At 34.6% G+C, this 25,519-nt stretch carries 22 protein-coding genes and 3 pseudogenes; 5 read left to right on the forward strand and 20 right to left on the reverse strand.

Features of this window, described 5'->3' with window-relative positions; all coding sequences use genetic code 11:
• Positions 1–276: pseudogene (locus tag ABWU52_RS03360) on the forward strand (DUF2924 domain-containing protein); the annotation flags it as partial.
• 94 nt (positions 277–370) lie between these two features.
• Here the strand turns inward: ABWU52_RS03360 and ABWU52_RS03365 are convergent.
• A complete protein-coding gene (locus ABWU52_RS03365) occupies positions 371–1,336 on the reverse strand; it encodes an IS110 family transposase (RefSeq protein ID WP_353276609.1) in 966 nt (321 codons plus the stop codon).
• A gap of 216 nt (positions 1,337–1,552) precedes the next feature.
• Here ABWU52_RS03365 and ABWU52_RS03370 point away from each other — a divergent pair.
• Positions 1,553–1,708: pseudogene (locus ABWU52_RS03370) on the forward strand (DUF2924 domain-containing protein); the annotation flags it as partial.
• A gap of 10 nt (positions 1,709–1,718) precedes the next feature.
• Entirely contained in the window at positions 1,719–3,182 is a 1,464-nt protein-coding gene (locus tag ABWU52_RS03375) for a recombinase family protein (RefSeq protein WP_353277591.1), read from the forward strand.
• A 433-nt stretch (positions 3,183–3,615) separates the two neighbouring features.
• Here the strand turns inward: ABWU52_RS03375 and ABWU52_RS03380 are convergent, their stop codons facing one another.
• From ABWU52_RS03380 to ABWU52_RS03430, 11 genes are all read right to left on the reverse strand, one after another.
• A complete protein-coding gene (locus ABWU52_RS03380; protein WP_353277593.1) occupies positions 3,616–4,926 on the reverse strand; it encodes a hypothetical protein in 1,311 nt (436 codons plus the stop codon).
• 1,190 nt (positions 4,927–6,116) lie between these two features.
• Positions 6,117–8,327: a hypothetical protein gene (locus ABWU52_RS03385; RefSeq protein WP_353277595.1), complete on the reverse strand. Its 2,211-nt coding sequence runs from the start codon at positions 8,325–8,327 to the stop codon at positions 6,117–6,119.
• Positions 8,328–8,337: 10 nt separating this feature from the next.
• The gene (locus ABWU52_RS03390) at positions 8,338–9,729 is read right to left on the reverse strand and encodes a hypothetical protein (RefSeq protein WP_353277597.1); all 1,392 of its coding nucleotides are present in this window, start codon (positions 9,727–9,729) and stop codon (positions 8,338–8,340) included.
• Between the two features lie 264 nt (positions 9,730–9,993).
• Complete coding sequence (locus ABWU52_RS03395; RefSeq protein ID WP_353277599.1) at positions 9,994–10,917, reverse strand: Rpn family recombination-promoting nuclease/putative transposase; 924 nt, start codon at positions 10,915–10,917, stop codon at positions 9,994–9,996.
• A 14-nt stretch (positions 10,918–10,931) separates the two neighbouring features.
• Positions 10,932–11,417, reverse strand: a complete 486-nt coding sequence (locus ABWU52_RS03400; RefSeq protein ID WP_353276428.1) for a group II intron maturase-specific domain-containing protein — start codon at positions 11,415–11,417, stop codon at positions 10,932–10,934.
• A gap of 158 nt (positions 11,418–11,575) precedes the next feature.
• Positions 11,576–12,208, reverse strand: a complete 633-nt coding sequence (locus ABWU52_RS03405; protein WP_353277600.1) for a group II intron maturase-specific domain-containing protein — start codon at positions 12,206–12,208, stop codon at positions 11,576–11,578.
• Between the two features lie 90 nt (positions 12,209–12,298).
• Positions 12,299–13,177, reverse strand: coding sequence for an IS3 family transposase (locus ABWU52_RS03410; RefSeq protein WP_353277703.1), 879 nt, complete (start codon positions 13,175–13,177; stop codon positions 12,299–12,301).
• Complete coding sequence (locus ABWU52_RS03415; protein ID WP_064085359.1) at positions 13,153–13,452, reverse strand: transposase; 300 nt, start codon at positions 13,450–13,452, stop codon at positions 13,153–13,155. The genes ABWU52_RS03410 and ABWU52_RS03415 overlap by 25 nt, the downstream gene beginning before the upstream one ends.
• Positions 13,453–13,957: 505 nt before the next feature.
• Entirely contained in the window at positions 13,958–14,239 is a 282-nt protein-coding gene (locus tag ABWU52_RS03420) for a helix-turn-helix domain-containing protein (protein WP_353277602.1), read from the reverse strand.
• Positions 14,240–14,261: 22 nt separating this feature from the next.
• Positions 14,262–14,591 carry a helix-turn-helix domain-containing protein gene (locus tag ABWU52_RS03425; protein WP_353277603.1) on the reverse strand — a complete coding sequence of 110 codons (330 nt, stop codon included), beginning with the start codon at positions 14,589–14,591 and terminating at the stop codon, positions 14,262–14,264.
• Between the two features lie 51 nt (positions 14,592–14,642).
• The gene (locus tag ABWU52_RS03430; RefSeq protein WP_353277605.1) at positions 14,643–15,587 is read right to left on the reverse strand and encodes a hypothetical protein; all 945 of its coding nucleotides are present in this window, start codon (positions 15,585–15,587) and stop codon (positions 14,643–14,645) included.
• Between the two features lie 177 nt (positions 15,588–15,764).
• Here ABWU52_RS03430 and ABWU52_RS03435 point away from each other — a divergent pair, with 177 nt between their 5' ends.
• Positions 15,765–16,847 (forward strand): hypothetical protein, encoded by a 1,083-nt coding sequence (locus ABWU52_RS03435; protein WP_353277607.1) that lies wholly within the window; start codon positions 15,765–15,767, stop codon positions 16,845–16,847.
• 180 nt (positions 16,848–17,027) lie between these two features.
• On the opposite strand, the gene ABWU52_RS03440 is transcribed toward ABWU52_RS03435, so the two are convergent.
• From ABWU52_RS03440 to ABWU52_RS03455, 4 genes and pseudogenes are all read right to left on the reverse strand, one after another.
• Positions 17,028–17,228, reverse strand: a complete 201-nt coding sequence (locus ABWU52_RS03440; RefSeq protein WP_353277609.1) for a hypothetical protein — start codon at positions 17,226–17,228, stop codon at positions 17,028–17,030.
• Between the two features lie 163 nt (positions 17,229–17,391).
• Positions 17,392–17,727 (reverse strand): helix-turn-helix domain-containing protein, encoded by a 336-nt coding sequence (locus ABWU52_RS03445; protein WP_353277610.1) that lies wholly within the window; start codon positions 17,725–17,727, stop codon positions 17,392–17,394.
• A gap of 103 nt (positions 17,728–17,830) precedes the next feature.
• Positions 17,831–18,511 (reverse strand): annotated as a pseudogene (locus ABWU52_RS03450) (JAB domain-containing protein).
• A 106-nt stretch (positions 18,512–18,617) separates the two neighbouring features.
• Positions 18,618–19,088, reverse strand: coding sequence for a hypothetical protein (locus ABWU52_RS03455; protein WP_019236353.1), 471 nt, complete (start codon positions 19,086–19,088; stop codon positions 18,618–18,620).
• 75 nt (positions 19,089–19,163) lie between these two features.
• Between ABWU52_RS03455 and miaA the strand changes: the two genes are divergently transcribed.
• Complete coding sequence (gene miaA, locus ABWU52_RS03460; protein WP_353277611.1) at positions 19,164–20,048, forward strand: tRNA (adenosine(37)-N6)-dimethylallyltransferase MiaA; 885 nt, start codon at positions 19,164–19,166, stop codon at positions 20,046–20,048.
• A gap of 367 nt (positions 20,049–20,415) precedes the next feature.
• Here the strand turns inward: miaA and ABWU52_RS03465 are convergent, their stop codons facing one another.
• The 4 genes from ABWU52_RS03465 to dnaK form a co-directional block, all read right to left on the reverse strand.
• A complete protein-coding gene (locus ABWU52_RS03465; protein ID WP_353277705.1) occupies positions 20,416–21,978 on the reverse strand; it encodes a Mur ligase family protein in 1,563 nt (520 codons plus the stop codon).
• Positions 21,947–23,179 (reverse strand): cystathionine beta-lyase, encoded by a 1,233-nt coding sequence (gene metC / locus ABWU52_RS03470; RefSeq protein WP_353277613.1) that lies wholly within the window; start codon positions 23,177–23,179, stop codon positions 21,947–21,949. The genes ABWU52_RS03465 and metC overlap by 32 nt, the downstream gene beginning before the upstream one ends.
• Positions 23,180–23,186: 7 nt before the next feature.
• Positions 23,187–23,471, reverse strand: a complete 285-nt coding sequence (locus tag ABWU52_RS03475; RefSeq protein WP_064085813.1) for a BolA family protein — start codon at positions 23,469–23,471, stop codon at positions 23,187–23,189.
• A 72-nt stretch (positions 23,472–23,543) separates the two neighbouring features.
• Positions 23,544–25,457 carry a molecular chaperone DnaK gene (gene dnaK, locus ABWU52_RS03480; protein ID WP_353277615.1) on the reverse strand — a complete coding sequence of 638 codons (1,914 nt, stop codon included), beginning with the start codon at positions 25,455–25,457 and terminating at the stop codon, positions 23,544–23,546.
• Between the last annotated feature and the right edge of the window lie 62 nt (positions 25,458–25,519).

Below are 25,519 nucleotides of genomic sequence, written 5' to 3' on the forward strand. Positions count from 1 at the left end.
ATGGAGAAAGAAATAGAAAAGAAGGTAATGAATTTAGAGAAAAAAGCGTTGGTAGAGTTGAGAAGAATATGGAAGAAGGTATTTGGGGAAGAAGCGCCTAGATACTCAAAGAAATATCTGATACCAAGATTAGCTTATAGAATGCAGGAAAAAGCATATGGAGAAATGTCAAGAAAAGGAGCAAAAAGACTAGAGTATCTGGCAGATCGACTAGAGAAGGGAAAAAGAATAAGTAGTGACAAATTACCAGTAGAAGGGACAGAATTAATACTAGAGAGCAGTTGTGTTAAAAGTCAATAGAAAAATTGATGTAGCTGTGAATAAATACTTAAAGTTTATGTAGACGTATTTATTCACAGCTACGCTAGTACTAGATAAAAGCAGAATTAGGGCTATATTCCTTAGTGAACACTCTACCATCTCTTACTAAAGAGTTAGCAAGAATAAGTAATTTTCTCATGGCAGCAGTAGAAGCAACTTTATATGGTTTTTTGTATTGATCATATAGTCTATCAAAGAAGATTTTTATATAAGAATTGTACCTTTGTGCACTAAGGATACACATATACAAAACTGTTCTAATTTGCGATCTACCGCCTTGAATACACCTTTTTCCTTTACTAAAACCGCTGTCTCGATTAAATGGCGCAATTCCAGAAAGGCTAGATATTTCTTTATGTTTAAGAGTTCCTAGTTCTGGCATGTAACAGATCATAGTAATAGCCAAAGTTTTACCGGCACCTGGTATACTAGTTATTGACATGTATTTTTTTTTAAGCTCTTGACTTTGATCAATTAATACCATTATTTCATCTTCCAAGATTTGAATTTGATTTTGTAAAATTACAAGCAATTCTTCTATTTGTTTGATTATGGATACATCGGTTATCTGGTGAGCTTGGGTTTTCTGTATCTTTGCCATTTCCACTAGTTGATTTCTGCGAGATAGTTTTTGCTTCAAACAATCAGTATTATTAACATTTAAAGGAGTAACACGCATGTCTGTATTATTAATATAACGTGAGATGATACTACAGTCTATTTTATCAGTTTTAGTACTAATACCAAGGCTTTTTGCGTAATTTCTAACCCATCTAGGTTGAATGACATATACTTCAAAACCATTGCTTAGTAAAGTGTAAGCGCATAGTTTTTCGTATCCACCAGTAGCTTCTAATCCAACTTTTGTTACATTATGCAAACGTAGAAAGTCAAGCACTTGATCAATAGCTTGTACGTTATTTTCAAACGTTTTATAATAACTAAGTGGATGAATGTGGATGTCTAGTTTAGTTTTGCTAACATCAATGCCAGCAATAGTATTTGGTGAATTCATAATTCCTCCATAAAATAATATTGAATACTGCATTTTCCACCCTTATATACGAGCCTAAAAGCTCAATCAGTTGTTCGGAACTTTCAGTATATAAAACAGAGAAGAGAACCTTGCTCAAAAACGGTTCTTATAACCAAGAAGGGAAACGGTTCCTCTTCTCCATATGTCCTTATATTGCCATTCTATAACATTTATAAAGACTTGTTTTAACATATAAGAGGGGAAGAGACTCATACAGTAATGGTAACAGATAAGGGTTTAATCTACCGAGAAGAATTTTTCACATCATTATCAGCAGTAGCCGGGAAAATAATGGGAATGAGCTACAACGGACCTTTATTATTCGGTATGCGTGATAAAAATGAAAATTGAAGAGAATAAAATGCTAAAAGAAGTAAGGTGTGCGATATATACAAGAAAATCAAATGAGGATGGGCTAGAACAAAAGTTTAACAGTCTTGATGCCCAGCGAGTAGCATGTGAAAAGTACATAAAGAGCAGAGAAGGCTGGGTAGCATTGGCAAAAAGGTACGATGATGGCGGCTATTCAGGAAAAAATTTAGAAAGACCAGCGATAAAGGAATTGTTTGAAGATGTTAAAGGAGGAGAAGTAGATTGTGTGGTAGTATATACGCTAGATAGGCTCTCGAGAGAAACAAAAGACAGCATCGAAGTAACGTCATTTTTTAGAAGGCATAGAGTAAATTTTGTAGCAGTAACGCAGATATTTGACAATAATACGCCAATGGGAAAGTTTGTACAAACAGTGTTATCAGGAGCAGCACAACTAGAAAGAGAAATGATAGTAGAGAGAGTAAAAAATAAAATAGCAACATCAAAAGAACAAGGACTATGGATGGGTGGAACTTTGCCGCTTGGGTATGATGTAAAAGATAAAGAATTAATAATAAATGAGAAAGAAGCAAAGTTGGTAAAACATATATTTGAGAGGTATATAGAGCTGAAGTCAATGGCAGAATTGGCAAGGGAGTTAAATAGCCAAGGTTACAGAACAAAATCAGATATCTTTAAAAAGGCGACGGTGAGAAGAATAATAACAAATCCAATATATATGGGAAAAATACGGCATTATGACAAACAGTATGAAGGAAAACATGAAGCAATAATAGAAGAAAAAAAATGGCAAAAAGCGCAGGAATTGATAAAGAATCAACCATATAGAAAAGCAAAATATGAGGAAGCATTGCTTAGGGGAATAATTAAGTGCAAGAGCTGTGGTGTAAATATGACACTAACGTATGCAAAAAAAGAAAATAAAAGGTACCGATATTACGTGTGCAATAACCATTTAAGGGGAAAAGGTTGTGAATCAATAAACAGAACTATAGTAGCGGGAGAGGTGGAAAAAGAAGTGATGAAAAGAGCTGAACGCTTATATGGAAATGGAGAAAATTTAAGCTTCAGAGAACAGAAAGAAGCAATGAAAAAATTAATAAAGGGAGTAATGGTAAAAGAAGATGGAATAGAAGTGAGTTCAGAGGATAAGGTGGAATTTATACCAATAAAAAAGAAAGGAAACAAATGTACAGTAGTAGAGCCAGAAGGAAAAACAAATAATGTACTACTGAAAGCAGTGGTAAGAGCTCATTTGTGGAAACGGCAACTAGAAGAGGGAAAATATGAAAGTGTGAAGGAGCTGAGTGCCAAAATTAATATAGGTACAAGACGTATACAACAAATTTTAAGGTTGAATTATTTAGCACCAAAAATTAAAGAAGATATAGTAAATGGGAGGCAGCCAAGGAGTTTGAAGTTAGCTGACTTGAGGGAAATACCTATGTTATGGAGTGAGCAGATGGAGAAATTCTATGGTCTTAATTTGTAAAAGCAACAGGAGATCGATGTGCCAGAAAATACTTCAAAATTAAAAGCTTAATTATATGATGAAAATAGTGACAATCTTAAACTTATATGTGAAACGACCTCAGAGCTTCAAAATTATTGCATAAGAACCTAATAGCCCTTCTTTCGCTGAATCATGTGTTGGGTCTGATAAAGGAAATTCTGTAGGTATCACAAAAGTCAATTCAATCAAACACAAAATTCGAAAAAGTGTGGAGCAGTCAGTCTTCTTTGAATCAAATATAAAAGGCTATACCTATAAAAGAGTAAACACCAAGAAAGAAAAATGATTTCTTTATAATAATCTCTAAATTATCAACTTAATTTCTCTAAATCCTCATGCTATTTCTCCTTGCTTTGAGCGTATAGTTTATTGAATACCTCCAAGAATCTTGCTTTGAAAACATATCAACTTTTTACCTCTCCAAGACCTTTCTTTTGCAGCTATCTAAACTATCGATTGACTTCATAATAGTGGATGGAATACCTAACTCTTTCACCACAAAATCTGATTGTTTAATAGTTTCAGCTAACTCTATAAGTATTCCGCCGTTTCTTTCAAAACCTTTATCGTTTAAAGCTTGTAGAACACTTTTTCCTCCTAAAAAGCAACTTTCTCCTAAACTTGATTTATCTTTTAATTTGTCAAACTTCTCTTGGCTCTCTTCATCAAGATTTACTTTTATTATATTACTACCTTCATCACTAGGACATAGATGAATATTAATCTTACCTACTTCAGTGATAAAGGACATTTCAATGCCACCCCCTAAGACATCTGTATAATTTCTTTTTCTTCCTATGCTTTCAACTCTTATTATACTTTCTCCGATCTGTAAGATGCTACTTTCTATACTGAAATTTTCATTCACCTTACTATTCATAACCTTTGCAACTTCAACGATACTGTTTTGTGGCCACCTGAAAAGAGCAAGATTGTTATCTACTTCTACTTTCAGATCATCATCTTGAATCTGTTCATTCTTGTTTACTAAACCCTTATATGCGATACTTTTTAGTTCGTCCTTAATTTTTTTACACTCTGTAAAAATAGGCTCATCACTTCCCCACATAACTTCACCTATCATCCTATCATTGTAAAAATCAGACTCTATTTTTGCACCTGCTGATAATAGCTTATTGACAATATTGAATAAAGGTTCTAAAGCCTCTTCCCATTCATCTATTGCCTCTTCTCCATCATCTTTATACCGTGATCTAGTAGTAGGCGTTATACGCATAACACTGCTAGCATTAGCAATATCAATTATTTTTTTGAATACAAAATTTGACACAGTGCATTCATATTGATCACAGCGTAAATTTAGCTTTATTTTTCTTTTCAAATATTCATCTATTAAACGTTCCATCTTTTCTAGAGTTACCTTTGCAGAATTTTCGTATCTATTTTCATGAAACCCTTTCATTATACTTTCCATCTTGTCATGAAATTCATCAATCGAAACTTTTTCGCTCTCAGTTAACAGATTTGCTAAATTCATCAAAATTGAGTTTTCTGGAATAAAAGAACTTTCAACAACAGTATTTTTGTCTTCAATAACGGACTCATGCCAGTCATCATCACTTTGTTCTTGACTTAACGATGATGCATTACCTTCAATGGTGTACTGACCAAAACGTTCTGTATGCTGTTCTTCATCAGCTAACTGACCAAATGGCTTTTTTTTATAAACTTGCTTAGTATCTAAAATATATTCTAACACCATATTCCCTCAATCTATAAATACATTATGTACAATAACTAGCATGAATAAAGGCTGATGCAAGCATAATTTTTCTAATACAAATTTCCGTTAGTTATGAAACACATGAAAAAGAGCTGTTTTTGCCTATAATTGCGAAGTTAAATAAATTTATCATTTGTGTTCCCCATAACGAATGTTGGTATAAATATGGATTTCTTTGTGTGCAGGATATGGAACTTAAAGTTTCACTAAGAGATAAAGTAGAGCACAAAAGCCAACACATTACAAGCAAATGGTTGCCTATTAAAGATGATGATAGATTTTATCATTCCAGTAGACTCACCCATACTTACCCCTCTAAACATAAATAATACATTATATGCAATATATAACATTAAATCAATAACCATAATCTTTTTACTACTTATACTTTTGTTAAGTTTTTATGGTGAGTAACAATGGAGTATGTAGATAGGTTAAAAGTTGCTTATGACTCCAAATTTGAGCTAATTTTACTATAAATTAACATGGTTAAGACCTATATTTGATATCACTACTATAAGAGCATGATGGATTATGCTTTAAAGGAGTACGGAAACTGCTGAAGTTTTTTTACAACAAACTTGTAAGGAGCAACTTCAGCAAAATGAATAAACACATGCCAATATTAATAGAGAATTATTTATAAGTCAACTAACTTTTTCAAAAAATATTTTAGTGAAGATACCATGCTAGCTAGTGTTATAAAGAATTGAATTATTTACTCTTCCTAAGATTGCAAAAAAGGTCGTATATTTGTGAGAACAAGCCGCGTAAAAATAAGGTTATAAAAATAGAAGATTTAAATTATTTCAATAAGCTTAGGCAAAACAGTTCGTATATAGATATGGATGAAATGGGCTAATATGGCTAGTTTTAGCGTATAATGAAATCACTATATTAAAAAGTTCGTATGTATCGTTTGGTAGACCATCCCATCCCAAAACGAACACTTCTCACGGTTGCTGGTTTTATAGTGTTTTCTAAAATAAGTGATAGTGTGCTAATATACAGATTTGCAGCTTTTAGCAATTAATCCCGTAATGGAAATTTATCATTTATTTTCGAAACTACTATAGTTGCTGAAAATGGTTGCGTTGTTTAAGTTTTTAACGATATATGTTGCTGAATTAATAGCAATTCATTTTTGACACATAAACTCTCAATAACCCTCATCTACCAGGAAGATCATCTGCAGAACTATGTCCTAAGTTGTCCTTTATACGAAGAACATCCTTAACTGATATAAGAGTATTTGGCCCCTGTGCACGATCATTGAAGATGGCATACGTTAAAACTACTGTGTTCCCGTCAGTAATACGCTTATATCCTCTAGCATTAAAATAACTACCTAGCTGAGTATTTGCTTCTGCGATTTTTCGCTGTAGCTCTCCAGTACCAGCAAACTTTAACTCTATTACAATTGGATGGGTACCATCTCTCGCTTCCACAGATCTTAACAGAACTAAGTCCACTTTCTGCCCTCCTCCCAACTGAAATTCAATAATTACCCTAGCTGGATTACTGCAAGCGTAAAATAACCCATGCAATATAGAATGAAATCCTGCTTCCCTAGCGTTATCTCTATTTACTGTCCACCTTAATGGAAATAACACATTAGAAATGGCTTGGAATACTTGTGCATGACGATTTTGTACTTGCCAACCAGTATTCATCATTATATCTGCAGCACTGTGCACATTACTAACACCACCTACTTGTAAAACGTCACCTTGAAAAACAGCATTACCCCTATTCTGCAGATAATGAGCAGGTGACTGGAATGGTATTATATTAACAGTTAGGCCTAAATCATCTTCATTCCTTCTATTAGGGTCTAATTGGCACATCACTTCATAAACCCTAGCATTTGGCCATTGTGCTAAATCTAATCCCATATTGGGAAATTGGTGACCCAAGATATGACGGATATGAAACACAACAACTCTTTCTTCCCTCCCTAATAACACATGTAAAACCATAGTTAAAGCACGATCTCCAATATTTACTTGTGCAATTCCTCCTTGCGGACCTAGCATCCTATCGTTATCATGATACTCAAACAAGTACTTAGTTACATATATCTCATTTCCATCTCTTAACACAACTCTTCTTCTTGTAAATGCAGTACTTCCAAAAGTAAACCCAGTTGTATAAAGAAATACTCTTCTATCTCTAGCGCTAACACCACCTCTACTTCTCACACCAGGTACAGCAGGTACACCAAACGATGGATGGAGTAAATAATCTCTGACATTTTCTTCAACTTCTTGATTTGCTAAGGGTTCAAATAATCTTTCTACTAAAGAATATTCCCTTTCTAAGAAATTTTCTATACTAAGCTGAAAACGCCTACGATTAAGGTCAAAGTTCAGTCCCACACAGATAGCATTGCCTGATGAGGTATGGATAGACAGTGATGAAACAGGACATCTGTTAACGTAGTTCTCTGCTTGCTCTAACGCATCTGCAGCACTTCTTCTTCCTGCCTTAAGCTCAATTATGATAGGCACAGAATCCCCTAACCTCTGCACACCACGCACAAGAAAAGTAATATCTGTATACCCTCCTCCTACAAACAATTCAAGATAAATGCCAGCTACATGGCGATACCTAAAATTCATCAAAAAGCCTGACAAAAAGCCATGGTAGTCAGATTCGATACCATTAAAGTTTAACGATTGATTATACCTATCATATGTATCCAGAATATACTGTAAAACATCTTCAATATTATCTCTTATATTAACTGCATTATTGTCTACTAACCCATTTATTAAATTTAGTAAATAATTATTTTGCAATCCAGGTGTTCTGGTAATTTCATCAAAGCCATCACACGGAGATGCTGAATTTCCAGTAAATGCTTCTCCCTCACGAAATTGCATGCACCTTACTGCTTCTTCATCCTCATCTTCCCCCTGATTCCATGCCCATACAAATGTTTTATACTCCTGCCAAGCTACTCGCCTTCTTCTAATACCCTGCCTCTGCAGCTCATCTTCTAACCACTGCCTCTCTTCTTCGCTAAATCTTGAGCCAAAACTGTTTTGCCTATCAGCAATAGTGTAGCACCTTACAACTCTGTTATTTCTTTGATCTACCTCATTAGTTAAGACAGCAACCTTTAAATTTCCCCTTCTATGATTATCTGGATCATTATCAAAGCGAAAAAAAATCCTTTCATTATTATTTGCAACATCAGAATCATGTACAGTAGCAAACATACCGAAAAAAAATGCAGGAAAGAAACGATCTTTACCAACGGAATGTAAAAAAGATGGACTCTGATCTAAAAAAGACTCAAACCTTTCCACGAAACCTTGGCAATTTCCATTTAACAAACTTCTAATTAACCCAATGTTTTCACCGTTACCATGCATATAAATACCTCTATCTTCTGTGACAAGAAAATCCACTAACTCCAGCACCCTTCAACATAGACTGTGGATCACCAGAGCCACCAAAATCACCGCCTTGAGGAGGCAGAGGCGCTTCCTTTTCTAACTCATAAAATAGCTTTTCTGCCAATTTATCATAATCTATATCATCTTTCATACCAGCTCTTCCAACAATCTTTAGATTTTTAACTATAGACTTTTCAAAATTTTTAAAGTCTGTAGTTGAACAAAACTTCTTAGCAAATTGCAATATTTCTAGTATTTCACTCTTTTTTACATTTGCAGCACTACCTGTTCCGCTACTCAATTCCAAGTCAATGATCAATCCTGCAAGAGCATGTTTGATTGGCACTATGCCACTGGAAAAAAAGACTGCAGCCTTTTCTTCCTTTCCTTCCTGGCTATTGAAATTACCACATCTTATAAGATCCATCATAATTTTTCTAGCTTGAGTACTTAAAGTAGGACTTTCAACGACCTTATCCGAAAGGGAAGAAAGAAGAAGAGCGTAATCCTTAGGTGAAAGTATTTTATCTTCTAATATTTTATTTTTAAACATTGGAACTATAGTTTGAACTGTATCAAAAAAATTTTGGCGTATCAATATGCTAAGAAGAGAATATATTCCTTTGTCTTTTTTTGATAACTCAGAGTTTTTCAACAGTTCATTTTTTCCTTGAGCATTCATTTTGCTCAGACAAAAATCTAAAATAACAGCACCATTATAATTACATTGAACAGAAGATAATGTAGTAATTGCACCGATAATTTCCTTTTCTCTTTCTCTTTCACTTAAACGGTCATAAAAATATTCCACTCCCTCACTCCATCTAAGACCTACAGCTTCCCTAAAACCTTCTACACTACTGTATTCTTTTAATTTTAATCCTTCAGATTCTCGATCAATCCAGAAGCTAAATACAGGATCATAACTTTCCATAGACCCTAATAGATCACTTCTTATGTATTTGTTGTTGCTAGCTGCGGGCCTACCATCACCATCTACTGCATCAGGGGAAAACCTACCCTTGTGAAATTCAAACTTCTCCTGAAAAAGTGGTTGAATTTTGTCTACCATACAGTACTTACATGCCATATTATACCTAGAAAATGGGTTTTCTACTTCACCTATTTTTTCTGTAGTTAGCTTTTGCCCTAGCGTTGCGTTATTTAATCTTGTACCTGACCAACAATTTTCATCTTGAAATACATTATATAAAAATTTCAGCCCATCATCTTTAAGGTATTCTACCTGCCTGGTATAAGTTTTTACCCATCTTTCGATAGCTAAGCGCCTTCCAGCAGCAACATCAGGATCCCTATGTTTAATAATATCCTGTAGTTTTTTAAGTATTGCGGCATGACGATCTGTTTTTCTTGGCATTGCACTCTCCATATAAAAATACTTACTGCATTATGCAAAAATTAGAATCAAATATCAACACTAAACTTATCAAGGACAAGAAAAATTTTATGAAAAACATTTTCTATATTTAGATATTATGCATTTAACTGATACGTAGAATTGGTGAGAAAATCAAACAGGCCATAGCGAGAATAGCGGAAGAGTTAGATATAGGCTCTAGACTAGTGGATAAAGAAATATAATAAGTTAAAAATGGATAGAGCTTTAAGGGAGTTGCAATACTTAGGCTTTTTTCTTGAGTTGTTCAATTTCATCTATCGAAAGGCCGGTAGACTCAGCTATTAAGTTAACAGATACGCTAGCTTTCAGTAAGTTTTTTGCAACTTCAATTTTACCTTCAATTTTACCTTTTTGATGGCCGATTTGGATTCCTTCATGTTTAGCATCATCGAGTTTTTGAGCAAGGACAGCCTGTTCATCACGAATACGCTTAGTCTCCTGTTCATAAGCTATAAACTCTTTTTCTGACCAGTTAAACCTGTTTAGCTCTTCATACGCTTTTTTGATTATTACGTCACTTCCTTTTATCCTTTCCAATTCTTCTTCACTTGTTTCATCAGCGTACTTAAAAAAATACACCCACTTCTCAACTATATTTGAAAGCTGATCTTCTTTAGTTTTGGAAAATTTAGGCAGTTCAATAAATACAAAGTAAAAATCTTTTAGATCATGTTCATTAGTATCTTCATCGCGAATAGTATGCTTTGATTTGTACTCAGACTTATCAGGAAATAAAATACAATCTGCTATAGCAATAAAGATAATTTCCTTAAGATCATGATATTGATCACCTTTATCAGCTTGTCTTGAGTAAGCTTTAGCAGCATAGTATTGGGCACGTTTTTCGAAGCCTTTGGTTTTAGCGACCTGCATCTCAATAATCCATTGCACCCCCGTGGAATCTCTACATAATACATCAACAATGCTTTGCTTTTTAGAGGCAATATCAGGGTCTTGAATAGTACTTAAAAACTCTATATCCTGTATTGCATTTTTGCCAGTAAAGCTCAAAATATCATTTAAAAAGTGAATGAGGATGTCTTTATTCTTTTCAGTGCCAAAGATACGGCGAAATGCGAGGAGAGTAGACCAGGAAAACTTCCTTCCTGGCCCCTCACAGAACCTTACGTGAAACTCGCGCTTCATAAGGCTCCCACTAGTCATTGCCCTAACCCTATACTTAATTTCCAGTGTACAAACAGATTTGGTTTACTCTTTGCAGTTCTCTCTAGTACCTTAGCTGCTTTGGTTCTATGTCCTCTCAGCTTTTTGTACTTTGCTTGAAACCACTTTCTGAGTTTCCTATTAAACATTCTTATTATGCTATCTAGTGCAGTTATATGATACTTCCCGTAATAATTAAACCACCCCCTCAGGATTGGATTACATATCCGTGATATATCCTCTATTTCCAAGTTTGTTCTACGAGCAAATTTCCAGCCTCTAATTTCTTTTCTCATCTTCTTTAAACTTTCTTTGCTTGCTATTGGAGTAAAGCTTACAAATAGACTACCATCCTTTCTATTCCGTACAAGCCTTTTTCGAAATTCATACCCAAGGAATGTGAATGATACATTCTCATGATTCTCCTTCCGCTTTCCGTCTTGACAATAGATAATTTTGGTCTTTGTATGTTTTATTTCCAATTTGCAAATCTTCAGTCTCTGTTCAAGTTGACTCAAAATTAGTTGTGCTTGGTTCTCGCTTACACAATGTATAACACGGAGAGTAGACCGGCGGAACTTCCCCACCAGTCTCTCGCAGAACTGCACGGAAACCTCTCGGCTTATACAGCTCCCATTATTTAGCCTTTTGATCCTAACCCAAGTGTCCAATGATAGAAAATACTTGGAGACCTCTTTCTCACTTTTCCTAAAAATTGCTTTGCTAGTCTTCCGTGATCACGAAGTTTCTTATATTTTGTCCTGACCCATCTTATGAGGTATCTCTCTATATTCCTGAGAGATGGATACATCTCTGATTTATAAAACCTGCCATAGTACTGAAACCAGCCTCTGACTATTGGATCTATTTTCTTCGATATTTCCTCTAGTGTGGTCCATGTAATCCGATGTATTCTCCATGACTTTATGGTTTTCTTGATCTTCTTCTTGGCTTTGTTACTAATTGCAGGTAGAAATGAGATGAAATAATTCCTCATCTTATTCTTTGCTACTCTAGGTCTAAAAGTATAACCTAGAAAATCAAAGCTTTGTTTAGGAAATTGTTCTTTTCTATCATCATCCTTACTGTACACAATCTGTGTCTTTTCAGGATGTAACTTCAATTTACACTTAGCCAATCTTTCTTCAATCATTACTTTCATAAATCCTGCCTGTCTTTTAGTTCTGCAGTGCACTATCGCATCATCTACATATCTTTCAAATGGTACTGTTGGATAATTTTGTTTCATCCACATATCAAACGCATGGTGCATAAATATGCTTGAAATGATTGGGCTTATTGAACCTCCTTGCGGACTCTGACCTTACCCAGAAAAAGTAGACAGAAAGTTAAGACGTTTTTGCTATGAGAATGATGAATCAAAAAGCTCAGGAATGCAATAGTTAATAGTAGAATGTCTACGCTGTTTATTATAAAAAATTTCTATATATTCAAATATTGCGGTTTTAGCTTGTTGTGCAGAGTGTTGTGAAGTATCAATGAGTAACTCTCTCTTAAGTGAACTAAAAAAGCTCTCTGAAACAGCATTATCATAACAACAACCTTTGTGACTCATACTAGAAGTAATATTTTTTGTACTTAGTAAAAATTGATAATTTTTAGAGGTGTATTGCGATCCTTGATCGCTATGAAATAGTAGATTTTTAGCAGATTTGCGCCTACCAATAGCCATGAATAACGCATCTATAACTAATTGCCTATTTACTGTATTACTCATTGACCAGCCAATCACCATGCGTGAATATAAATCTATTATTGCTGCCAAATATAACCATCCTTCATTAGTTTTTATGTACGTAATATCAGTTACCCATATCTTGTTAGGTTGATCAGCGATGAAATTCTGATTTAATATGTTAGGAGTTATAACTCTATTGTCTATTTGTGGTTTTTTACTTTTAAACTTTCGTCTAAGCTTAGCTTGAATGCCATTTTTCTGCATAACATTTTGCACTGTTTTGATGTTATAATTTTTACCTAAAGCCTTTAATTCAGCGTGAATTTTAGGAGCTCCGTATCTGCATTGTGATGCTCGATATACCTTCTGAATATCTTGTATGAGCTCTTCTCTTATTGATTTTTTGTTGTTTTTTTCCTTAGTAATCCATTTATAATAACCACAAGCAGATACGTTCAAAAATCTGCATGATTCCCGTATTTTATAGCATTTTTTATGTTCTTTTATAAAAGAATATTTTACTCTTTTTGGTTTGCAAAATATCCCAGGGCTTTTTTTAAAATGTCTCTTTCCCTCGTTACTCTTGCCAGCTCTTTCTTTAAATCAAACTTTTCTTTGTCACAATGAGCTACTTTCCCTTTTCCTGGAAACGCATCTACTCCAGACATTCTATCATTGTATGTTTTTACCCATCTGCTTAATGAATCACCGCTAATACCCAAATCTCTTGCTATTTTTGCTGATGATTGACCTGTTTCTTTTACTAGTCTTATAGCTTCAATTTTGAATTCTGCTGTATATTCTTTTCTTTTTGTCATACCACACCTCTTTGAAAAAACGTTTTATTTTACTTCAAAAACGTCTTAACTTTCTGTCTACTTTTTCTGGGTAAGGTCATCACTACTACGAGTTGATCCGTCCCAGTGATTTGCATCGCTACTCTAAAACTTGAGGATTGGCCTCTTGCTTGTCTCGCTTTTCATCAAATCGACTGGTTCCTGCAGTTCCTTATCAAAGCCCAGATCAGACTCACGCCACCTTTATGCCGAACACCGCCTACACAGTAATCAGGTTCACTGTAAGCTCTTAAGAGGAGAACGATTCACTCCCCCTTTCGATGTTCACTTCCCATTTCGACACGTTCATCAGTGGTTCACTTACGTTCGCCTTTCTGATCCTCACCTTCCAGCTCTTACGCTGATTTTTCCTTAACGCTTATGACCCTATCTCTTAAATAGAGCCACTTAAGGTGGTTTGAAACCTGCTCCTGAAAGCCGATTTCGAAGGACCTTCCTTCATCTTCAATAAAGCTTCTCACAAACATTATTCTGCTTGTTGCTGCAGCACACCATCGCTATGGAAGGCCTTATCATGTAAGTCTTCAGAGGCTTTGGTAAAAAAATACGACATATCAACCGATAGTACTTCTGCTAATTTATATAACCTATCAACTACAAGCCTAATCTCTCCGCTTTCATATCCTTGTACATGCTGAAATGAAATTTCAAGCTTTTTTCCTAAGTCTCTTTGACTAAAACCACACATTAGCCTTCTTTTCCTTATTCTTTCCCCTATTTGTTTATCGATAGGATGTTGTATAGTCATTTTACGTATCAGGTAATATTAACTATGTATTATCACTTTGAGAAAAAGATTTTACCAATATATAAACTGCACTACGTAACCTTTTGCTCTTAATTTCGTTATATCCTTTGACTAACTTTAGTATTTTTTCATCATAAGCTTCATGTGAGTAAGTATGCATATCAGTAAAAAAGTTAGCAACATCTATCGATAGTGCTTTTGCTAAATCATATAATCTACTGGCCAAAACACAATTTGAACCATTTTCGTACTTTTGTATCTGTCTATACGAAACACCTATTCTCTTTCCCAATTCGGTCTGTGTCAAAGCACGATCTAACCTAAGTTGTTTTATTTTTTTACCTAATTGCACTTTTCACCTCTTATTCAAATTTACAACAAATTTTATGAAGTGGAAAAAAAGCTAGCAAAGTAATTGCTTTAATAATTTCTGCCTCTCGCTAATTAAATCGTTTGGCCTTACGTATTTTTTCTCAATTTCCCTCATCTCTTTTTCTCGTTCTGCAATGCTATTTCGTATTACTTCAGCCGAATATCTGCTTTTGCCACATGCAAACTCTGATCTTAATCTTCTAACCTTATATTCGAGCTCAGCAAATCTTTCATGCTGCTCAAGAAGCTCTATCACGTGTTTGATTTCAGAATTTAGCTTTTTTTCCTCAATATCTCTCACAATAAAAGAAAGCAGAAGCTTATCTATTTGGTAATCAATATTTGGTTGAGTAGCAAATAGATTAATCATAGCTTTTACATCAGTAGGATTTGCAACTAATAAGCTAAAATTACTACATAAAAAACTATAGAACTTTATCGTCTTCACAAGATAATTTTTCATATCTTGTGATAATTGCAATTCTTTGTGAATTCCTGACAGCAATATTTTCAATTCTTCCAAGTATTCTACATCAAAATTACCTACTTCTGTAGGTAAAAGGATCATTAGCAGCTTTTTTACAAGCTCAACATCATTTGATTTTACTGCATTATAAAGAGCTTTATCCTTATCTTCTTTTAAATCATAAAGCTCTGACGAGTTATCTATGCTGAATAGATATTCAGTATTTCCCTGAGGAGAGTAAATTAAAATGTCCACTTCTCTTAGCGGGTGGTCATCATTAAACTTTTCTAGTAACTGCTTATCGGTGGTTTCCTCTATTGCTACAGCAGCTTTACTGATCTTTTCCAGTTCAGAAACATTATCTCTTGAATTTTCAAGTATGTCTTTAGCCTTGTCTAGCAGCTGCTCATATAGAATTATTTTTTCTTCATTATCAAGTAGCTGACAATGCTTCTTCAACTTTTCAGTGGAGTAAGACAAGAGATCCATTTCTTTCAGTTTTACAATCACAATACCCAACTTTGATTGAAATTGAAATAATTTTTACAAAATGTGTTTTTCTAGTGTAAATACCCGTAAAACTTGTTATTGTAACATACAGTAAATCAATAAGTCGTATAATATTAACAATTAAACAATATTTATCACGATATGATCGAATAGTAATGAAATTAAGTGAGGGTTACAATGAAAAAAATAAATGGTAAAAATTTGTCTAGTAAAATGTTAAAAGCGGTAGAGCGAATAGCAAAAGAAGGGTTATTACCTAATTTTATAAAAGCTGCTCCAACAGCGAATAAAAAGATTAGTAAATTACCTGTCTTAACATATCCTGAGGAGCTCAATCCATTTCGATCAGCTTTATGCAGGACAAGACTAAGTGAATATGAAAATATGAAACTAAATGAATTCCTGGAAAAAGCTATTGCAGCTAAAAATATAAACGAGTTAAGTAAAGTTATCGATGAAGCTTTGGACTTAGGAATAAGAATAAATGCTGCCAATGAAGATGGCTTTGGCTTCGCTAACGTTACAATGTTTAAGATGTATCGTGATGAATTCAAAGGGAATAAACAAGAGAATATAATCAGGAAGTTAGCATTAAATGGAGCAGATTTTAATGTACAAGTTGATAAGAAAATAACTGAAATTCATCAAAAGGTGCAAAAAGAAATTGAGCCACAAATATATAGTAGACTCACAAAACTCAGGGAAGTTGGAGAGAACGCTACTATAGAAGGAACTGTTGAAAATGTAGAAATCGATAATAAGACCTTCTATATGGAATTTTCACATAGCTGCATAGTTGATGTTGCCAAAGTTGTAGAAGGTGCAAAAAATTTGGGCTTAAGTAAAGGAGACTTAAACCTTGGTGGCAATATTATAAAAATAGGTGATGGTGAAGTTGAAGTCAAAACTGGGAAAGGCGGTGAAAGAGACTACGTGGATATATCGGATAACAGTGCTTTTGCAGTCACATTTTATACTAGCCTAGTAGAGCTAAATTTAATGGTATATCATGACACAGCAGACTATAATCAAGTACAAATTGAGGTAGAAGATGAAGAAATGTGGAACGAGTTGCAAGAAATAGGAGAAATCGTAGGAAAGGGTTGTTTATTTGGTGGAATGTCTATTAAAGAAGCAGTAGAAAAAGGCTGTTTTACTAGATGTGGAAGGTGGGGCGACCAAAATTCTAAAAGTAGTGAGACCTTTTCTTGGGTGAGTAAATTAAAAGACAACAAAACGACATCCGTAGGACGTTCTTGATTGGAGACAAGTAGCTATGTGAAACATAGCCACTTGTATATCAGAAATAAATGGTTAACTATTACAAAGTAAAGTGGTTTTTAAAACTTAATCAAATTTACCATAAATAATTTACTTTAATTAGTATTGCTTGTAGAAGTGTTTTATATTATAAAAAATACCTGAACTTTAAAATTTGTACTATTTGTTAGCAAGAGCCTTTATCACTGAATGCACAATATCACGCAATGTTTCATCTTTAATTTTTCTATATTCTCTTACTAATCTTGATATTTCTTCGCTGCCCACATCGCTACGGAAGGCCTTATCATGCAAGTCTTCAGAGGCTTTGGTAAAAAAATATGACATATCAACAGACAAAGCTTCTGCCAAATTATACAATCTATCAACTACAAGCCTTACCTCTCCAGTTTCATATCATTGTATATGCTGAAATGAAATTCCAAGCTTTTTTCCTAAGTCCCTTTGGCTAAAACCACATATTAGCCTTCTTTTCCTTATTCTTTCACCTATTTGCTTATCGATAGGATGTTGTATGGTCATTTTACGTATCAGATAATATACTTTGAGAAAAAGATTTTACCAATATATAAACTACACTACGTAACCTTTTGCTCTTAATTTCATTGTATCCTTTGACTAATTTTAATATCTCCTCATCATAAGCTTCATGTGAGTCGTCATGCACATCAGTAAAAAAATCATCCTCATTAATCGATAGAGCTTTTGCTAAGTCGTATAGTCTACTAGCCAAAATGTGGTTTGAACCATTTTCGTACCTTTGTATCTGCCTATATGAAACACCTATTCTTTTTCCTAACTCAGTTTGTGTTAAACCACAGTATAACCTAAGTTCCTTTATTTTTTTGCCTAATTCCACTTTTTATTACTAATTTTAGCTGTTCAAGCTTATATTGAATTTTTTAATTTATGAAGTAGAAAAAAAGAAGGAAAGCTAGAGAACTTTCCTTCCAATCTACAGATCACAATAAACCACTGTCATAAAAACTAAAATGGCTCTTCTGTGTTACGATTATATGATCTATTAATTTCATTCCTACATTTTCACAGGTTGCAGCTAATGTAAGTGTGTTATCTTCATCCTCTTTAGATGGCTCTATATCTCCACTTGGATGATTATGTGAAATTGCAACAGATGATGTGTCAATCAGTAATCCCTATTTTATTATTTCCCTCACATATAGAGGTACTCTATCTATAGTTCCACAGTCTTGAACATACTCATATATTAAATGACCACTTCGATCTAAGTATACCACTCGTAAGCTTTCCTTTCTTGACTGTCCTATTGCTGCTTTAAAGTATTTTAGTAGCTCTTCTCTATTATCAAGAATCGACAGCTTTTTTAACTTACCTTTCAATATCCTATCGAAAATCTCTTTCAGGCAAAAGATATTTGCTATTGCTCCATCGTTCATTCCTGTAACATTTTTTAGCTCGTAAAGATCAGCATTAATTACCCTTCCTAAACTACTAAAGAGCTCCATTAGCTTTTTGGCAACTTCTCTTCCTTCTGTGTATGCAGATAGATTACGTTCCAGTAGCTCATGGTCAAGCAAAGACCTACCTCTGCTTGATAGAATACGAGTTTCTAATTTCTCTTTTCTCTCACTATTATTCATAAAAACCTCCAAGATCAACATTATATACAAATTCAACGCCAGCTTTCTGACGCAGTAGTTCTCGAGGAATAACCCTCTTGAACTCTAAATTTGCAATGTTGTCCTTGTTGCTTTTACAACAGATTTACTACAATCCGAACTCCTCATTGATTTTATCGACTATCGTCTGTGGTGGATCATCTCCCCATCCTGAATATAAAATCTCTCCATAATCTGCAACATCTATAGAGCCAGTTCTACTTTTTGCCAGAAACATTTCTCTTTTATCTTTATCAACTAATACATAGTGCCAAGCTGATCTTCCTCGATCTTTACCACGAACTAGATATATGAGATCTGATCTACTTCTTCTTGTTGCATCAGCAAAGGATCTTTCGTTGATAGTTCTGCTTTTACTCTTTATGCCGCCACTTTCAGAAAAAGCTTCCTTGGCTTCAGCTTTTTTGTTTGCCAATTCAGAAATTTTTCCTTTTGCTCCTAGTGCATGTTCTTTGGTATTTTGAGATGAATACTTACTGGAAAAACCTCCTCTTGTCTCATTAGAAGTCCTATTTGTAAAACGCTTAGTAAACGAGTTATCGTTATCATTTTCTGCCATAAAAGTCTCCAAATTTTAGATTGTAGAATCCAAATTTTTACTACACCCTATCATAGGTTAGTTAAATTAATATAAATGAAAGATAATATAGTAATTATTACAGGAATTACAGCCTCAGGTAAATCAGAATTATGCGATAACTTGATAAAAAAGTATAAAAACATTAGCATAATAAACTGTGACTCAAAGCAGGTATACAAAGAGATTACCGTAATTACTGCTCAACCACCAAAGCAGAAAGAATTTTATAGGCTATACGGTTATGTTTCAGCAAGAGAAAATTATTCCGTAGGTTTATGGCTAGAGGATTTAAAGAGGGAAGTTAATAACACGCTGAAAAATTCACGAATACCCATCATCACTGGAGGAAGTGGGCTTTACATTAGCAGCTTAATCAAGGGATTATCATCGATTCCACAAATAAGCCAGGAAGTGAGAGAAAACGTAAATGAACTTAGGAAAAATTTAAGTAAAGAGGAATTCTACAAATTAGTGCTAAGCAAAGATCCAAGGATTCAAGGTAAAATATTTATTAATGACTCACATCGCCTCTCAAGAGCACTTGAAGTTATCACTGAAACTGGCAAGACAATCTTTGTATGGCAAGAAAATAGACAGCCTCCTTTGTTCAATAATTTTAAGGTATATACAATTCTACCTAAACGTGAGGATATATACCGAAAAATAAATTCTCGTTTTATTGAAATGGTTGAAAATGGAGCAATTGATGAAGTAAAAAACCTACTTAGCATGAACCCATCTCCACATTTGCCAGCTATGAAAGCACATGGAGTACCAGAAATTATAAGATACTTAAAAGGGGAGATTACTTTAGACGAAGCAATACAGATTGCTCAAACAAACACAAGGCATTATGCAAAACGCCAGTACACTTGGTTTAAAAATCAATTTCCGAATTCTCAAGTGATTGACTGTGCAAATAAATTGACAGAATTTTAGATATTTTGATTATTATGTATTATATTGCTATGCCTATGCAAACTTTTCTTGATAGTATTAAACTTTTTTCTTAAAGAACTTTCATCATTGCCTAAATTGTGATTATTAAATTCTTTGTAAAAATATTCTTACTTATGAAGCGCTACTATACCTGTAAGAGCCTTTATCACTAAATGAACTATATCACGCAATATTTCATCCTCAATTTTTCTATATTCTCTCACTAATCTTGTAACCACAATCTCCACTTTCATATCCTTGTATAGCTCTTCTCATAATAGTAGGAACAAGATAAGATAGTGATTTAGTGTAACAAGAAGGTAAAAATGCCAGCAGCGTACAGTTATGACTTAAGGAAAAAAGCCATTCAGGCGTTGGATGAAGGAGAGAGCAAAACAGCAGTAGCAAATTTTTGGCCCTCTCTAATAACTTCAACATCACTAAATTCAAGGGATTGGCCTTCTATTATTTGGAATCTTTCATGTCCTTTTCCTGCAACTAGCAGAATCATATTTTCATCATGTGCTATATTTATACCTTTCTCTATAGCTTTTTTTCTATCTCCTATCTCCAGTGCATCAGGGCAATGTAACAAAATATCGTGACGAATTTTCCCCGGATCTTCATCACGCGGATTGTCATCTGTGACTATAACTTTACCTGCAAGCATTTGTGCTATTTTACCCATCTCTGCACGTTTTGTTTGATCACGATTCCCGCCACAACCGAACACTAGAACTATCTTTTTATTGAAGTGCCATTTTAAAGACAACAGAGCTTGTTTGAGTGCACTTGGAGTATGAGCGTAATCGACAAATGCAAAAGTGTTCACTTTTTCCATTCTTCCAGATGGAGAAGCGAGTTTATCTATACACATTCTTTGATAGTCCATACCAGATGAAATAACTATACCGATTGCACACAACAAATTATATGCTTGAAATTGCCCAAAAATCGGAAAAAATGCGTTATAAATTTCATCACCGATTTGAATTGTCAGGTATTGACCATTGGCAGTGGGTATCTGCTTTAATAAAGTAATGTCAGAGTTTTTTTTTCCATAGGTTATAACTTTGTTGCTACGCTTTTCAGCTATGTTGAGCAACTCTCCATATTCGCCTATATCTGCATTTAAAATCGCTGTTTTTTCTTTTGGCAATACCTCATCAAACAACCTTTTCTTGGCCTCAAAATACTCATCGATACTTTTGTGATAGTCCAAATGATCTTGAGAGAAATTAGTAAAAGCTGCAGCATTGAGCCTAAGTCCATGGATTCTGTATTGATCGATTCCATGGCTTGAAGCTTCTAATGCTAAGTGTTCTACGTTCTTATTATTTATGTCACGCAATGTGGAATAAAGATCATCTGCACTTGGCGTTGTAAGGCTATTATCTTTTCTATTATTATTGACACATGTTCCCAGTGTTCCTATAGACGCTGCATTATCTTGCCAAATCTGGCGACAAAACTCCACTACTGAAGTTTTACCATTCGTACCAGTTACAGCAGCAATATATTTAGGTTGTTTGAATTGATAAAACCTGCTGACTATTTCACTGTATATTCCTTGAGGGTCCGAGTGGTAAAGCACTGCAAAACTTGGAGTACTTGTCATTCCAGTGCTTGACACTGGAATCCAGTTTTCATTATACAATTGTCTAGTATGCTTGTTTACAATTAAATTTTCTGGATCCCAGTGTCTGAGCACTGGGATGACATCTTTCTTGGCCCCTTGTATTACAACGTCTACACAGTTGTGTACACATCCATTAGGAAGACATGTTACGTGTTCTTTACTCCTTTCTGACACACAAACAAAAAGGTAACCTTCTTTAACTCTCTTAGGATTACATGTGACGCCTTTGATTTCAATATCAAAGTCAGCATTTACAATGTTATGCAGTAGCTCTTTCAGTCTCACAATCATCTTTAACACTTGAACATGGCAGTCTTATTAATGCAGTATTCAAGTCAAAAATCAAATCTTCAGGATCTTCTAGTCCGCAAAATATTCGCACAAAACTTCCACCATAATCTGAATTCATGACAGATCTCGACATAGATTTATGACCTATTGGTAGTATCAAACTGTCACATCCTCCCCAAGAAGCACCGATGCCGAAAACTTTCATGTGATCAACCATGCAGCCTAGTTCTTCACATGAATATTCTCTATCGAGTACTATACTAAATACGCTACTTGCCCCTTTGAAATAACTTTTCCATAAATCATACTGAGAATAGGAAAAAAGTGCGGGGTATAAGACTTTTTTGATTTTTGGATGTTTTTCCAGCCACTTTGCTACTTGCATTGCTGTACTTTGATGCTTCCTCATGCGTGTTTGCAGTGTTCTAAGTCCCCTGTGTGCAAGGTAACAGTCATGCGATTGAATGGTGACTCCATAATTTTTATAGCTCTCATAAAGCAATTTAAAAGTTTCACCTTCAGCAACCATAGCTCCCATAACTAAATCTGAGTGACCAGCTAGATACTTTGTCACCGCATATAGTGCAACATCAATTCCATAATCAAGCGGCTTAAACAACAAAGGAGTGGCCCATGAATTGTCACAAACGGTTACGATTCCACATTCTTTAGCAACTTTTACTATATGCTCTATATTTGAAATCTCAAACGTTATAGAACCAGGAGTCTCAATCATGATTAGTGAAGTATTACTCTGAACTAAATCAGTTATATCCTGTGTCGGATTATAAAAAGTTACTTCTACTCCTCTTTTTGGTAGTTCATTTTCGGCAAATCTCTTTAGTCTATAATAACTATTATCTTGTATCAAGACATGCGAACCTGCTTTAGTGAAAGTCAAAATAGCAAAAGTAAGTGCAAATAATCCAGAAGGGTAGATGAGTGCTTGTCCCCTACCCTCAATTTCAGCCAGTGCATTTGAAAAATAATGAACAGTAGGCGTACCAACATTACTGTAACTGTAATCCCTTGCAACACCATCATTGATTACATCGTATATACTTTCTCCATTTGCTGCATTTAAGTAGTCCTTGTAAGTAGGAAATAATATAGTAGAAGAATGATAAACTGGTGGGTTCATCGACCCTTTATAATCATTAAATTTTCTTCCTGCTTTAACTAATAAAGACTCTTCGTTCACATTTTTATTATTTATTTTTTAGATTGTATTCGCTTTGCGTATACAAGTGAAGAGAAATCGCATGTAATCGCTCTATTTCACTCTTTAATAATTCATAGATCAATTTATGCCTCTTTAAAGAGCTCATTCCAGAAAAGTCGTTAGATATTAATACTAATTTGATATGTGAAGGTAGTGTCGAAGAAGAAGCAAAATAATGATCTACATGCTTTGCTGATTCATCGATAATATTAATATCAATTACACCTATTGAATCGCGTAATTTTTCTTCTATTGTCTTAATAATATCCACAATAGTTCCTTTAAGCAACAATACGCTCTTCTTGTCATCCCACAGTATCTGGGCACTGGGATGACAATCGAATTACTTATTCTCTTCTTTATTATCCATGTCTTGATAATCAGAATCTACTACTTTTTCTTCCTCATTATTTGTTGTGGATGAGCTTTCTCCACCTTGTTGTTGTTGAGATTCCTTATACATAGCTTCTCCAAGTTTCATAGATAACTGAGAGAGGTTAGTAACTTTCTGTTGTATTGAATCAGCATCATCAATGTTGTCAGATTTACTCACTTCCTTTAACTCATTAACTGCATTTTCAATAGCAGATTTATCTTCTGGAGAAATTTTATCACCATATTCTGTCAGAGATTTTTCTGTAGAATGAACTAAACTATCCGCTTGATTCTTCACTTCAATAAATTTCTTACGCTTTTCATCTTCTTGTGCTTTTTCCTCAGCTTCTCTCACCATCCGATTTATTTCATCCTCCGATAAACCACCTGAAGACTGAATACGTATTTTTTGCTCTTTTCCAGTAGCTTTATCCTTTGCAGAAACATGCGCTATTCCATTTGCATCTATATCAAATGTCACCTCAATTTGAGGAACCCCGCGAGGAGCAGGTGGTATTCCTTCTAAACTAAACTGACCAAGCAGTTTATTATCAACCGCCAATTTTCTTTCACCTTGATGCACCTTAATTGTAACAGCTGTTTGGTTATCATCTGCAGTTGAAAATACCTGAGATTTTTTAGTAGGAACAGTAGTATTACGTTCAATAAGTGGAGTGAACACTCCCCCTAGAGTTTCAATACCAAGAGAAAGTGGAGTTACGTCAAGTAGTAACACATCTCTTACATCACCTTGAATGATTCCCGCCTGTATTGCAGCTCCAATTGCTACAACTTCATCAGGGTTAACCCCTCTGTGTGGATCTTTGCCAAAGAATTCTTTAACTTTCTCTATGACTTTTGGCATACGAGTCATGCCACCAACAAGAACTACTTCACCAATTTGACTAGCAGACAAACCAGCATCTTCAAGAGCTTTTTTGCAAGGAATTATAGTCCTTTCAATTAAATCATTCACTAAACTTTCAAGCTTTGCTCTTGTTAGCTTCATATTTAAGTGTTTTGGGCCACTTGCATCAGCTGTAACAAACGGTAGATTTACTTCTGTTTCCATTGCACTTGACAATTCTACCTTTGCTTTTTCTGCAGCTTCTTTGATTCTTTGCATAGCCATTGGATCGTTTTTCAAATCAATGCCATTACTTTTCTTGAATTCAGCCAGTAAATAATTTACTACTGCATTATCGAAGTCTTCCCCTCCAAGGTGAGTATCACCATTTGTAGCCTTTACTTCAAAAACTCCGTCACCTATTTCAAGAACTGAAACATCAAATGTACCACCACCAAGATCATACACTACTATTGTGTGTCCGTGCTTTTTATCAAGGCCATAAGCAAGTGCTGCAGCAGTTGGTTCGTTAATTATTCTGAGGACATTTAATCCAGCAATTTTTCCTGCATCTTTTGTTGCTTGACGTTGAGAATCATTGAAGTACGCCGGCACTGTTATCACAGCATCCTTTACTTCTTCCCCAAGATAAGCCTCAGCTGCTTCTTTCAGGTTTTGTAGTATAAATGCACCAATTTGACTAGGAGAGTATTCTTTACTATCAGTTGTTTTAACCCATGCATCACCATTTTTTGCTGCAAATACCTTATACGGTACACCTAGATTCTTCATTTCAGGATCGCTATATTGGCGACCTATCAATCTCTTAGTTGCAAAAAAAGTATTATTTGCATTGGTAGTTGCTTGCCTTTTTGCTGGAGCACCAATCAACCTTTCTCCAGACGAAGTAAATGCAACTATAGACGGAGTAGTTCTTGCTCCTTCTTTATTCTCGATTACTTTTGCATCCTTGCCTTGCATTATTGCAACACAAGAATTTGTTGTTCCAAGATCTATACCTATTGCTCTTCCCATAATGAATACTCCCTTTTAAATATTATCTGATGTAAAATATATAAGTATAAAACTCGTTAATT

It is taken from the genome of Wolbachia endosymbiont (group B) of Villa cingulata, from assembly GCF_964028285.1.
In the GTDB taxonomy this organism is placed as follows: Bacteria; Pseudomonadota; Alphaproteobacteria; order Rickettsiales; family Anaplasmataceae; genus Wolbachia.